The organism is Microbulbifer maximicatervae (SeqCode), assembly GCF_052468155.1.
The window spans coordinates 1,014,336-1,026,750 of the sequence record NZ_CP174335.1; the positions used below are offsets into that span (position 1 = coordinate 1,014,336).

Below are 12,415 nucleotides of genomic sequence, written 5' to 3' on the forward strand. Positions count from 1 at the left end.
CACTGTGAAAATTTTTAATTTAATCGTTTGTATCAGGGCACGCGGACAATACGCAGGGTATCGGTGTGACCACCAATATCCTGTTGATAGCCCCGGGATATCAACACGAAGTCCCCTGAAATTAGCAGTTCCTGATCCAATAAATAAGAAATTGCTTTTTGATCTCGCAGCGGGCCGTCCATGTTGGATACATCCATTAATACGGGGTCAACGCCGCTGTAGAGGGCTACACGATTGCAGCACTTTTGGTGCCGACAAAAAGCGTAAATAGGAATTAATGCACATACTCTCGACATCAATAACGCAGTATTTCCAGTTTCGGTCTGGCAAATAATGGCTTTAATTTCTCGGCAATGATTCGCGATGATCATGGCGGCCATGGCGATACACGCATCACCCGCAGGGTAATCGCCGCGAAGGCTTTCCGGCGTGGAATAAATTTTACGGTGTTTTTCTGCCCCAAGAATCACTTCAGCCATATGCTTAACGGTTTCAATAGGATATTCACCTGCCGCTGTCTCAGCAGATAACATTACCGCATCAGTACCATCCAGTACTGCATTCGCCACATCGCAGACTTCTGCTCGAGTAGGTACCGGACTCGAAATCATCGACTCCATCATTTGTGTCGCAGTAATAACTACCCGATTGAGATAGCGGGCATAGCTGATTAAATGTTTTTGTACCCCCATTAATTCTGCATCACCAATCTCCACGGCGAGATCACCGCGCGCTACCATAATGGCATCACTGGCCAAGATGAGCTTCTCCAGGCGAGCATCATTGGATACCGCTTCAGCCCTTTCAATTTTGGCAATAATATGTGCTGTGCCACCCGCCTCTCTGAGTAACTTTCTCGCTTTGTGAATATCGCGAGCATCGCGAGGGAAAGAAACGGCTAAATAATCTACCTGTAACTCGGCGGCAACTTTGATATCCCGGTGGTCTTTTTCTGTCAGTGCCGGCGCAGTAAGGCCACCTCCCTGCTTATTTATTCCCTTTCTATCAGATAACCAGCCACCATTTTCAACTTCAGTTTTTAACGACAGACCAATAATTTTTTTGATGCACAAACTCAATCGGCCGTCATCCAGTAACAGGCGGTCTCCCTCATTACAGTCTTCTGCGAGTGCTTCATAATCAACCCAGACACCTTCAGGACTGCCACTATCTTTATCCCAATCCGGGTCCAAAATAAATTCTTCACCTTTGCGCAGATATATACGCCCATCAGTGAATTTTCCGACACGAATTTTGGGCCCCTGCAAATCTCCCAGCAGGGCAATATGTCTGCACTGACGCTCGGCTTCCTCGCGGACAAATTTTGCCCGGCGCCTGTGATCATCAATTTTTCCATGAGAGAAGTTCAGGCGAACCATATCCACACCGGCCTTGATTAATTGCCGAAGTGTTTCTTCTTTATCGGTAGCTGGACCCAGGGTGGCAACAATTTTGGTGCGCCTGATCATATCGACGACCGTCCTTTAATCGATGGCCAAATACTATTTTTTTACATCAGTGCAAGCATAGCTTGTCACTGCTGTCGTCTCGTCACGGCAGCCAACAACTAAGCTTTTGTGAAAGCCGAAAAGTGGCTGGCTTGGGTGTGGGCTGGAGAAGGGTTTGTGTTTGGGAGTTATTCTTCGATGAGTAGGTTGGTACAAATATGGCTTCTGGGAGCCCTATTAGTTGTCGGCGGATGTCTAACAAACCGAATAGAAGAAGCCCAAGTTGTTCAATCCTCAGGCAGTATGGGAGCAGTCTGTGGTAAGAAGTGGCAGCTGGTGCGCCTGCGCGTCAATGGTGGGGTGGTCGACATCCAGAGGCCTGCGGACTTTACCTTTGTGTGCAATCTCCAAGGCAATGTCATGGGGAGGAGTGGCATAAACACCTATCGGGGAGAGGTGCAGGTAACCGATAACGGGCAGTTACTTTGGGATACCTCCAGCTTTGTCTCTACCAAGATGGGCGGCCCCGAACCCTTGCTGCGGCAAGAGCATGCCTACCTCGGTGCCCTCGCCGCCACTCGCCAGGCATTTACCAAATCGCGCGGGAATCGTTTGATACTTCGTGACCCCTCCGGTGATATCTATATAGAATACGTAAAGGCCGGACCTTGAACGCCGCCACAGAAGACCTGTAAATTTTTAGGTTAAATGTCGCAAAATCAATGAGAACGACATCATGCCACGTCGTGCTTTTTACTTACTACTGAGTATTATCGTATGCAACCTGGTGCTTGCAGGCTGCAGCACCCCCAATCCCCCTATTCCCCAACTCCAACGATCGGCTTGGTCTGCCTGTGAGCACGAGTGGGTGCTATCGAGCTTGTACTACTCCGGGCGCACTTATGATTCAACCCTGAGCTGGAGCAGGTTTTGGCGGGATAGACCCTTTTTCAAATGCGATCAATTTGGTTACGTTAGGGGCAACAGTGGCACCAATCCGTACTTGGGGCGATTTTCTCTCACTAGCAGCGGTGCTTTCACCTGGGAGCGGATTCCCGCTATTGCGCGCATGGGGGGAGCACACCCCAGCGATGAACTGGAGATCGATTACCTCAATGCCCTGAGAAAGTCTGATTTGATTGTTATCGTGGGTAACAAGATGATGATCAGCAATACCGATGGCAGTGCCTATATTGAGTTTGAACAAGTAGACCGCAGCTACCGCCAGGCCCAACCCTATAAAAAAGGCGACCCATTGGGTCGCCAGAATGACAATCAAGAAGAATCAAAAAGATGAGCTTTAGGAGTCTAAAAAAGCACTCTTGAGGGGAAAGCCTCAGCGGCGCATCTTAATTTGCATAAGTGACAGAAAAGTTACAAAAGAACCTTAACGGCGTCTTTGATGTATCTCCAGATTCTCCTGCCGCTTGCGTTCACTCTTTCTCAGCAGCAGATAAGTCGCTCCCAAGCCCCCGTGTTGGGGTTGCGCACTGTGAAAAGCCAGTACTTCGTGCAGCTGCGGCAACCAGTGATTGATACAGCTTTTCAATAACGCCGGCTGCTTACGCCCCTCACCCTTACCGTGGGTAATCAGGGCACAGCGCACATCCGCTTCAACACAATCACGGATAAATTCCATCACGGCCCTGCGCGCCATCTCCACAGAGTGGCGATGTAAATCCAGGCGCGCATCTATGCTGTATTTGCCTAGGCGCAAATTGCGATAGACCCCGTTTTGCACACCATCGCGCTTGAATTCCAACGGATCCCATGGCTCTACCAGATCAATATATTCACCGGACAGGGGGTTCATTTCCCGCTCTGTCAGTCGTGTGGCAGCGGCGCGGCGCTCCCGCAACATAGACTCAGATTGCTTCGGCTCCTTGCGCAAATTGACGCGGCGCTCCTGCGCCAGCGGTTTAACGTCTCCCATTTCACCGAGAGCGTCTTTAAATAATTTGCTGTCGCTGCTCACAAATACCCCCTGCCAGCGTCAGTCGAGAAATAAATCCTTGGTTAAATTGTCTGCATTGGCTGGATTGTGGGCATAACCGGTGAAATCCTTCACACCGCGCTCTGCCAACAGCTCTTCATCGATTAGCTGGCGACCGCTCAAGGCGACATCTTTAGTCGTCAGTATCTCGTAGGCCGCATCGGCCATAATTGAGGGCTTGCGGCTCTGCTCAAACATATCGCGACTACCCACCGCAAACTCAATCGCAGCGGTGGCCACCAGCGTGCGCGGCCACAAGGTGTTCACGCTGATCCCCGCCTCACGCAGCTCTTCCGCCAAACCCAGGCTGAGAATGGTCATACCAAACTTTGACAGGGCGTAAGGAGCGAAGGGCCCCAACCACTTGGGCTGGATATTCAGCGGTGGGCACAGGCTGAGGATATGGGCGTTGTCAGCTTTTTTCAGGTAGGGAGTCGCCAAGTGGGCGGTGAGATACACCGCGCGACTGTTGATACTCTGCATCAGGTCGTAGCGCTTGGGTGGTGTCGACTCAACATTGGTCAGGTTGATCGCGCCCGCATTATTAATCACAGCGTCGATGCCGCCAAATTTTTCGGCAGCCTCCGACATAGCCTGCTCTACTCGCTGCTCATCGCGCACATCCACCTGCAGGGCCAGGGCATTGCCGCCGGCTTTCTCCACTTCCTCCGCCACCGAGAAGATGGTTCCCGGAAGCTTGGGATGTGGCTCTGCCGACTTAGCGGCAATCACGATATTGGCACCATCCGCCGCGCATTTGAGGGCAATCGCCCGGCCGATGCCGCGACTGGCACCAGTGATAAAGATGGTCTTGTCCTTAAGCGCCCCTGAATTGTTGGTCAGGGATACAAACTCTTCACTCATTTTTTTCAGCCTCCGGGGCAGTCACTGCCGGACTGTAAATTTCCTTGAAGATCGCCGGCATACGTTTTGGCTTGCCAGTGGAAAGCTCAATGCACACCATCCGCCATTCGGCCCGCAATACCAATGCCTTATCGGCGGCGCGAAACACCTGAAAGCGGCGAGTCATATTCAGACGCCCGTCCACCTCAGTGAGCCAGGTGCCAAACAGCAATTCCTCCCCCTCTCTGGCCGCCAGTATATAGTCATACTCGCCATGACGAATTGCCATTCCCCGGTCAAGCTGCTGATAATTCGTGACATCCAGACCCAGGGCTGCGCTGTGCGCCCAGGCGGTAGCCTCACACCAACGCACATATTCCGCATTGTTGGCATGACTCAGACCATCCACATGTTCGGCGCCAACCGTCACTTTGGTGATAAATGGGTTTGGCAGATCCCACTGCATAAGCGGCTCCAGGTTTGTGCTGCGGTTGCGGAGGGATAGTCAGTAAAATGGACGCTATCCCCGGGGAGATTACAGATATAAAAAAAGGCCCCGCTAAGGGACCTTTTTATCGTGCCAGCTGGGCTAAAACGAATTAAGCGTTCGCTTGAGCGCCTTCTGCTTCTTTCTGTGCCTTATCGAGGGCAGCAGCGAACAGAGCGTCGAAGTTCACAGGCGGCAACATCAGTGCCGGGAAAGAACCTTTAACTACTGCGTTATCGATCACTTCGCGAGCGTAGGGGAACAGAATTTGCGGGCAGGCAGTATTCAGGGCCTGGGCCAGCTGTTGACCTTCCAGACCTTTGATACCGAATAGGCCAGCTTGTTTTACTTCCACCAGGAAAGCGGTGTCTTCTTCCAGCTTTACGGTGATAGTCAGGGTCAGAGCCACTTCGTACAGATCGTCTTCGATCTTCGCGGTCTTGGTGTTCAGCTCCTGATTAACCTGGGGCTTCCACTGCTTTTTGAAGACCTCGGCACCCATCGGGGTTTCGAAGGAGAGGTCTTTCAGGTAGATGCGTTGCATCGCAAATTGTACTTGTGGAGCCTCTGCGTTTGCCGCTGCGCCATTTAATTCTTCAGCCATGTTACAGCCTGTTCATTATAAAAAGTTTATTGATGCCTTCCGTGAGAAAGACTCCGGTAATAACTCAACAGTTGGGGCCTCGATAAAACGTTTCAAGGCCCAGACCGGATAAATAGCAAAAATTGGGGACCGCATGTTGGCGGCCGCGTCAGTTTTCCGCTTATCCCGCTGCTTTCAGCAATTTGTCGAGTCGGCCACCGCGCTCCAACGCCATCAGGTCGTCGCAACCACCTACATGCTTATCGCCAATCCAAATCTGCGGCACCGAGCGGCGCCCCGCCTTGTCAGCCATTTCTGCGCGCAAGCCGGGATTATTGTCCACAGGGATTTCGCGATAAGCGACACCCTTGCTATCCAGTAGCTGCTTGGCGCGAATACAGTAGGGGCAGAAACGGGTGGTATAAATGACAACATTCTGCATGACAAAACTCCGTCAAACTTATACTTCAGGTTAACCTTTGCCTTTAACGACAGGCAGGTTCTGGTTAGCCCACTCGCTCATTCCGCCCTGCAGGCGACGCACTTGGAAACCTTTCTGTTTCAGCATGCGCCCCACCGGACCTGCGTGCTGCCCCATCTTGTCAGCGACAATAATGGTCTTGTCTTTAAACGGTTCCAGCTCGGCAATGCGCTCAGCCACATCCCCGTGGGGAATATGCAGGGAGTCGACAATATGACCGGCAGTGAACTCGCTGCGATCGCGAATATCCAGCACCTTGGCCCCGTCGCTATTGATCAGCTTGGTCACTTCATGAAGTGATGCCGGCTCGCCAGACTTGAATCGCTCAGTCAAAACAAATGCGTAAAGCAATGCCACAAGCAGGCCGACCAACAGCCACTGCTCAGCTAAAAAGTCGAGAAAATCCACTTCGCCCCCAAAATCCTCAAGTGGTAATCAATAGGGCACTACGGCGCCCAATGCCGGCGGGAGTATACACGATCATGGCGAAATTCTAATCAACCAAATCCCTCCGCCCCAGCCTCTTTGTAATCCGGCTTAAGCTAAATAACATGGTGAAATACCAGCCCCACAGGTTAAAATCCGCGTCCGCAATTTAACCCTTGGAAGAGGAATACTGTCGCTATGGCCGCTACGCAAGCCCCGCAAAAACGCCCCCTGGTCCTGCTGATTCTGGACGGCTTCGGCCACAGCGACAATCCCGAGCACAATGCGATTCACGCAGCCAAGTCTCCGGTTTGGGACAATATCTGGGCAACCCGCCCAAAAACCCTGATCCAGACATCCGGGATGGCGGTGGGCCTGCCCGATGGACAAATGGGCAACTCGGAAGTCGGCCATATGACACTGGGCGCCGGTCGAGTGGTCTACCAGAACTTCACCCGGATCAACAAAGCCATTCAGGACGGCGACTTCTTCCGCAATACCGCTTACACCACTGCGGTCGATAAGGCTATCGCCAACAACGGCGCCGTCCATATTATGGGACTCCTGTCCGAAGGCGGCGTACACAGCCACGAAGATCATATTGTCGCCATGATAACCCTGGCGGCACAGCGCGGCGCCCGCGCTATTTATGTACACGCATTTCTCGATGGCCGCGACACCCCACCGCGCAGTGCCGAACCCTCCCTGGCGCGCCTGATGCAGGTGTGTGACTCCGTCGGCAATGCCCATATGGCTACCCTGGCCGGGCGCTACTTCGCCATGGATCGCGACCAGCGCTGGGAGCGCACCGAGTCCGTTTACGACATGCTGACCCTGGGTACAGCAGAGCACAGTGCCAGTGATGCCCTGGCAGGGCTGGCCTCGGCCTATGAGCGCGGTGAAAACGATGAATTTGTCGCGCCAACGGTGATTGGCGAGCCCGCTCCGATCCAGGACGGCGATGCCCTTATCTTTATGAATTTCCGCCCGGATCGCGCGCGCCAGTTAACCCGCGCTTTTACCGAGCAGGACTTCAGCGGCTTCGAGCGCAAAGCCAAGCCGCAGCTGGCGGACTTTGTCATGACGACCGAATACGCTGCCGATATCCACGCCAGCTGTGCCTTCCCACCAGAAAACCTGGTCAACTCCCTCGGCGAGTACTTGTCTGCAGAGGGCAAAACCCAGCTGCGCATCGCCGAGACAGAAAAGTACGCCCACGTTACCTTCTTCTTCAGCGGCGGCCGCGAAGAGCCCTACAACGGCGAAACCCGCGAACTGATCAAGTCACCGGATGTGGCCACCTACGACCTGCAACCGGAAATGAATGCACCAATCGTCACTGACAAACTGGTAGCGGCGATTGAGAGCGGCGAGTACGACGCCATTATCTGCAACTACGCCAACGGCGATATGGTCGGCCATACCGGTGTTTTCGAGGCGGCAGTAAAAGCCGTCGAAGCCCTGGACCAGTGTGTAGAGCGCGTCGTAAACGCCGCTCTGGCTGCCGGCGGCGAAGTGCTGATAACTGCCGACCACGGCAATGTGGAAGAGATGTTCGACGCCAACTCCGGCCAAGTTAGCACCCAGCACTCCACTCTGCCGGTGCCTTTTGTTTATATCGGCGAGCGCAATGTGCAAATGTGTGACGGAGGTAGTCTGGCGGATGTAGCACCAACCATGTTAGCGTTGATGGATCTGCCACAACCGGCGGAAATGACCGGCCAAAGTTTGGTAAAAATGGACTGATGAAAACTCTCGTACTCTTCCTGATCGCCCTGATTTCCCTGCCCGCCTGGAGCCAGGCAGAGGGAGATGAGCAGGCGCGCCTGGCGCAAATCAAGCAACGCATTGAGTCCCTGCAACAGGAACTCAACCAGGTGCGGGGCCAGCGCGACCAATTGCTCAAGGATTTGGAAGAGAACGAGAAAGATATTTCTGGGCTGCACCAGCGCATAGACAAGATCAAACAGGATATGCGCAGCCGCTCGGACAAGCTGCACGAACTCCAGCAGGAACAACAGCAACTGCAAGAGTCGCGACGAAGTATGCAGCGGCGGGTCGAGCAGGAGATCGCCGCCGCATACCGACTAGGCCGACAGGAGCAGATCAAGCTCCTGCTCAACCAGCAAGATCCACAGAACGTCGCCCGCCATCTCCGCTACCACGATTACTTCCTCCAAGAACGCAGCCGCATCATAGACACTTACCTGGAAACCCTCATCTCACTGGAAACCGTATCCGCCTCCATTGAGCGCGAGCGCGAGACCCTGAAAGCGGAGCGAGAGCAGCTGCAGAAACGCCAGAGCAAACTGCGCGTCGCTCAGCAGAATCGCAAGGACACGCTGGATAAACTGGCGGCGCGGCTCTCCGATGGCAGCGGTGAACTCAAGCAGCTCCAAGGAGATCGCACACGCCTGCAAAAATTGATCGACGAAGTAGGCCGCGCCATCGCCTCACTGGTAAACCCCAGCGAGCAAAAGCCCTTTGCGCGCCAGCGGGGCAAGATGCAGTGGCCTGTTGATGGCCGCCGCGCCAATGCCTATGGACAGCGCCGCGCCAATGGCATCACCTGGAAAGGTGTCACCTTGCGCGCCAATGAAGGAGAGCCGGTGCGGGCAATCCACCGCGGCCGTGTGGTTTTCTCCGATTACCTGCGCGGCCACGGCATGCTGGTTATCCTGGATCATGGAGAGGAGTACATGAGTCTCTACGCCCACAACCAGTCCCTCACCCGCAATATTGGCGAGTGGGTGGAAAGTGGTGACACCATCGCTCGGGTTGGCAATAGCGGTGGACTCAGCCATAGCGGTGTTTACTTCGAAATTCGCCACCGGGGTAAAGCGCAGGACCCTACGGTTTGGTGCAGCTCCTGATCGGAGCTGGCACAGAGGGCATAATACGAGGCGTAAAATCCCGGGCATTTTCCACGCACCCGTTATAGAGCTCCCTCGCAAATCACAGCGATCGGGATTACACACCCGCCTAATGCTCTCCACTTCATCTCACGACTCCCGCCGCTGAGCTAATTAAATGAGAAAGCACCACGACGAAAAGCTGCGGAGTAGCGGCTTTTTTATCGCCAAAAGAGAATAAGAGCGGGAGCCAACCCAGGTGTAAGACCCCTGGGCTTATGACGACTAAGATCGTGACACTGTAGAATTTGGCGTCCGCTTAGAATCCCTGCCAATCTCTGCGGTCTACACTTTCGCAAAGCAGCGAAGAAATAAGGCAGAGGTCACAACAACATGTTTATCCCCAAGGCGCTGACAACCTTGATCGGCGCAGCCGCTCTGACAGCCCTGCCTTTAATGGGTTTGACCGACGGCGATAGCCATTCCCAGGTGGCTGTAGACACTGAAGCCCGCCTGCCGCTGGAAGATCTGCGCAGCTTTGCCAAAGTTTTCGAGCAAATTCGCCAGGGCTATATCGAGGAAGTGGACGACCGCACCCTGCTGGAATACGCCATCAAGGGCATGCTGCAAGGCCTAGACCCGCACTCCTCCTATCTTGATCGCCGATCCTTTGACGATTTACAAGCCAACACCACCGGTGAGTTTGCCGGCCTAGGGATCGAGGTGGGCATCGAAAACGACCATATCACCGTCGTCACCCCCATGGACGACACCCCCGCCTCCCGCGCTGGCCTCAAGGCCGGCGATGTCATACTGCGCTTGTCGGGCAAATCCATGAAGGGCGTGAGCCTGGATGAAGCGGTGGAGTGGATGCGCGGGCCCAAAGGAAGCAGTGTCACCCTGACCATCGCTCGCAAAGGTTTTAAAGAGCCTTTCGATGTCACCCTCAAGCGAGACACCGTGCGCGTGCGCAGTGTGCGCAGCAAAGTCCTCGATGATGGCTACGGTTATCTGCGCATCAGCCAGTTTCAGCTGGACACCGGCGCCGATGTGGCCGACGAGCTGATCAAGTTGCAGAAGAAAGGCGCACTTAAAGGGCTGGTTATCGACCTGCGCAACAATCCCGGTGGCGTGCTGCAATCCTCGGTGGAAGTAGCGGATGCATTTTTGGAAGAGGGCCTGGTGGTCTACACCGAAGGCCGCAATGAAGCCGCCAACCTGAGCTATTCCGCCGAGCCGGGCGATTTAACCGAAGGCGCTCCGCTGGTTGTATTAATCAACGCGGGCTCCGCCTCTGCAGCGGAAATTGTCGCCGGCGCCCTACAGGACCACCGCCGCGCAGTGGTGATGGGCACCGACAGCTTCGGCAAGGGATCGGTACAAACAGTAATCCCTATCAATAATGAACGCGCCATCAAGCTGACAACCGCGCTCTACTTCACTCCCAATGGCCGCTCAATCCAGGCCCAGGGCATCACACCGGATATCGTGGTAGAGCGGGTGAAAGTTACCCGCTTGGACGACTCTCCCAGACCCACTGAAGCGGATTTGGCCGGGCATCTGGACAACGGTAACGGTGGTGCCGACCGGACTTCTGAAGACCGCTCGAGAGAACAGGAAGAACGGGAAGACTGGATGGATCGCGACAATCAAATCTTCGAAGCCCTCAATGTACTCAAGGGCCTCAATCTCTACGCTCACAGGGACAGGGGTTTGCGCGAGCGCCTTGCCCGCGCAGACGAACAGCAGTAAGCAGAGTGCGGCGGGCCCAAGGCCCGCCGTGCAAGACCTACACCTTCCTACAAGCGCATTTCAATCCCCGCGCTGTGCATAAACGCTTTCGCCTCGGCAATGGTGTATTCGCCGAAGTGAAAAATACTCGCAGCCAATACCGCATCCGCACCGCCGTACAATACGCCATCCGCCAGGTGCTGTAGATCTCCCACACCACCGGAAGCAATGACTGGCACTTGAACCGCCTCAGTAACCGCCCGGGTCAGGGCCAGGTCAAAACCGTTCTTGGTGCCGTCGCGATCCATACTGGTCAGCAGGATTTCGCCGGCACCGTATTCGGCCATCTGCCGGGCCCAGGCCACTGCATCAATGCCAGTGGGCTGGCGCCCGCCATGAGTGAAGATCTCCCAGCGGCCCTCTCCCACCTGTTTAGCATCAATGGCCACCACAATACACTGGCTGCCAAAGCGTTCGGCGGCCTCGCGTACAAACTCGGGATTTTTCACCGCCGCTGAATTGATTGCAGTCTTGTCCGCACCGGCATTCAGCAGATTGCGGATATCTTGCAAGGTGCGCACACCGCCGCCAACAGTGAGGGGGATAAACACCTCGTGGGCCATTTTCTCCACGGTGTGCAGGATGGTATCGCGCTGCTCGTGGGTGGCGGTGATATCGAGGAAAGTGACTTCATCCGCGCCCGCTTCGTTGTAGCGGCGGGCAATTTCCACCGGGTCGCCGGCATCGCGAATATCGACAAAGTTAACACCCTTCACCACACGGCCGTTGTCCACATCGAGACAGGGAATAATACGTTTCGCCAGAGCCATTATTTGTTCCGTTGGTCGCAAAGCTGCTGCGCTTCGCGCAGGTTCAACTTGTCTTCGTAGATCGCCCGGCCGGTAATCGCACCGTAGATTTCACCGGCATCCAACAGCTGTTCAATGTCCTCAATGCTGCTAACACCGCCGGAGGCAATAATAGGCACCTGCACTGCGCGGGCCATTTCCAGGGTCGCCTCAATATTGACGCCCTGCATCATGCCGTCGCGGGCAATATCTGTATAAACAATAGAGCTGACACCACAATCGGCAAAGCGCTTGGCCAGTTCTGTCGCCTTCAGCTCGGAGACCTCAGCCCAGCCCTCGGTAGCCACCAAGCCATCTTTGGCATCGAGCCCGACAATAATATGGCCCTCGAACTCGCGACACGCCTCTTCCACCAGCTTGGGATTTTTTACTGCCGCAGTGCCGATAATCCCCCACTGCACACCGGCATCCAGATAGCGCTCGATAGTGTGCAAATCGCGAATGCCTCCGCCAATTTGCACCGGTAAATCGGGAAACTGTTTGGCGATAGCAGTTACCGCTTCACCGTTCACCGGGTTGCCGGCGAAGGCACCATTCAGGTCCACCAGGTGCAGGCGCTTGGCTCCCTCGTTCACCCAATGCTGGGCTGTCGCCAGGGGATCATCGGAAAATACAGTGGCGTCATCCATCTCGCCCTGGCGCAGGCGCACGCATTGGCCGTCTTTTAAATCAATCGCGGGAATTACAATCATGTTTTTTCTT

At 54.7% G+C, this 12,415-nt stretch carries 14 protein-coding genes; 5 read left to right on the forward strand and 9 right to left on the reverse strand.

Features of this window, described 5'->3' with window-relative positions; all coding sequences use genetic code 11:
• Window positions 1–32 precede the first annotated feature (32 nt).
• A complete protein-coding gene (pyk, locus tag ACJJIY_RS04280) occupies window positions 33–1,469 on the reverse strand; it encodes a pyruvate kinase (RefSeq protein WP_445359175.1) in 1,437 nt (478 codons plus the stop codon).
• A 177-nt stretch (window positions 1,470–1,646) separates the two neighbouring features.
• On the opposite strand from pyk, the gene ACJJIY_RS04285 reads away from it, so the two are divergent.
• Together ACJJIY_RS04285 and ACJJIY_RS04290 are read left to right on the forward strand one after the other, a co-directional pair.
• Window positions 1,647–2,120 carry an META domain-containing protein gene (locus ACJJIY_RS04285; protein WP_413663749.1) on the forward strand — a complete coding sequence of 158 codons (474 nt, stop codon included), beginning with the start codon at window positions 1,647–1,649 and terminating at the stop codon, window positions 2,118–2,120.
• 64 nt (window positions 2,121–2,184) lie between these two features.
• Window positions 2,185–2,745 (forward strand): META domain-containing protein, encoded by a 561-nt coding sequence (locus ACJJIY_RS04290; protein ID WP_282930776.1) that lies wholly within the window; start codon window positions 2,185–2,187, stop codon window positions 2,743–2,745.
• Between the two features lie 90 nt (window positions 2,746–2,835).
• On the opposite strand, the gene smrA is transcribed toward ACJJIY_RS04290, so the two are convergent.
• From smrA to ACJJIY_RS04320, 6 genes are all read right to left on the reverse strand, one after another.
• Entirely contained in the window at window positions 2,836–3,381 is a 546-nt protein-coding gene (gene smrA / locus ACJJIY_RS04295) for a DNA endonuclease SmrA (protein WP_445359647.1), read from the reverse strand.
• Between the two features lie 60 nt (window positions 3,382–3,441).
• Window positions 3,442–4,305, reverse strand: coding sequence for an SDR family oxidoreductase (locus ACJJIY_RS04300; protein ID WP_282930774.1), 864 nt, complete (start codon window positions 4,303–4,305; stop codon window positions 3,442–3,444).
• Window positions 4,298–4,750, reverse strand: coding sequence for an acyl-CoA thioesterase (locus ACJJIY_RS04305; protein WP_282930773.1), 453 nt, complete (start codon window positions 4,748–4,750; stop codon window positions 4,298–4,300). Before ACJJIY_RS04305 ends, ACJJIY_RS04300 begins: the two co-directional genes overlap by 8 nt.
• Before the next feature lie 133 nt (window positions 4,751–4,883).
• On the reverse strand, window positions 4,884–5,375 hold the full coding sequence (gene secB / locus ACJJIY_RS04310; protein WP_282930772.1) for a protein-export chaperone SecB: 492 nt from the start codon (window positions 5,373–5,375) through the stop codon (window positions 4,884–4,886).
• A gap of 160 nt (window positions 5,376–5,535) precedes the next feature.
• Window positions 5,536–5,796: a glutaredoxin 3 gene (gene grxC / locus ACJJIY_RS04315; protein WP_282930771.1), complete on the reverse strand. Its 261-nt coding sequence runs from the start codon at window positions 5,794–5,796 to the stop codon at window positions 5,536–5,538.
• A gap of 30 nt (window positions 5,797–5,826) precedes the next feature.
• The gene (locus ACJJIY_RS04320) at window positions 5,827–6,243 is read right to left on the reverse strand and encodes a rhodanese-like domain-containing protein (RefSeq protein ID WP_282930770.1); all 417 of its coding nucleotides are present in this window, start codon (window positions 6,241–6,243) and stop codon (window positions 5,827–5,829) included.
• Window positions 6,244–6,459: 216 nt separating this feature from the next.
• Between ACJJIY_RS04320 and gpmI the strand changes: the two genes are divergently transcribed.
• The 3 genes from gpmI (at window position 6,460) to ACJJIY_RS04335 (ending at window position 10,865) form a co-directional block, all read left to right on the forward strand.
• Complete coding sequence (gene gpmI, locus ACJJIY_RS04325; RefSeq protein ID WP_444940443.1) at window positions 6,460–8,007, forward strand: 2,3-bisphosphoglycerate-independent phosphoglycerate mutase; 1,548 nt, start codon at window positions 6,460–6,462, stop codon at window positions 8,005–8,007.
• Window positions 8,007–9,134 carry a murein hydrolase activator EnvC family protein gene (locus tag ACJJIY_RS04330; RefSeq protein WP_445359176.1) on the forward strand — a complete coding sequence of 376 codons (1,128 nt, stop codon included), beginning with the start codon at window positions 8,007–8,009 and terminating at the stop codon, window positions 9,132–9,134. The genes gpmI and ACJJIY_RS04330 overlap by 1 nt, the downstream gene beginning before the upstream one ends.
• A gap of 372 nt (window positions 9,135–9,506) precedes the next feature.
• Complete coding sequence (locus tag ACJJIY_RS04335; protein WP_445359177.1) at window positions 9,507–10,865, forward strand: S41 family peptidase; 1,359 nt, start codon at window positions 9,507–9,509, stop codon at window positions 10,863–10,865.
• 47 nt (window positions 10,866–10,912) lie between these two features.
• Here the strand turns inward: ACJJIY_RS04335 and hisF are convergent, their stop codons facing one another.
• Both hisF and hisA read right to left on the reverse strand, forming a co-directional pair.
• Window positions 10,913–11,674 carry an imidazole glycerol phosphate synthase subunit HisF gene (gene hisF, locus ACJJIY_RS04340; RefSeq protein ID WP_445359178.1) on the reverse strand — a complete coding sequence of 254 codons (762 nt, stop codon included), beginning with the start codon at window positions 11,672–11,674 and terminating at the stop codon, window positions 10,913–10,915.
• On the reverse strand, window positions 11,674–12,405 hold the full coding sequence (gene hisA / locus ACJJIY_RS04345; RefSeq protein WP_413663754.1) for a 1-(5-phosphoribosyl)-5-[(5-phosphoribosylamino)methylideneamino]imidazole-4-carboxamide isomerase: 732 nt from the start codon (window positions 12,403–12,405) through the stop codon (window positions 11,674–11,676). Before hisA ends, hisF begins: the two co-directional genes overlap by 1 nt.
• Window positions 12,406–12,415: the final 10 nt, after the last annotated feature.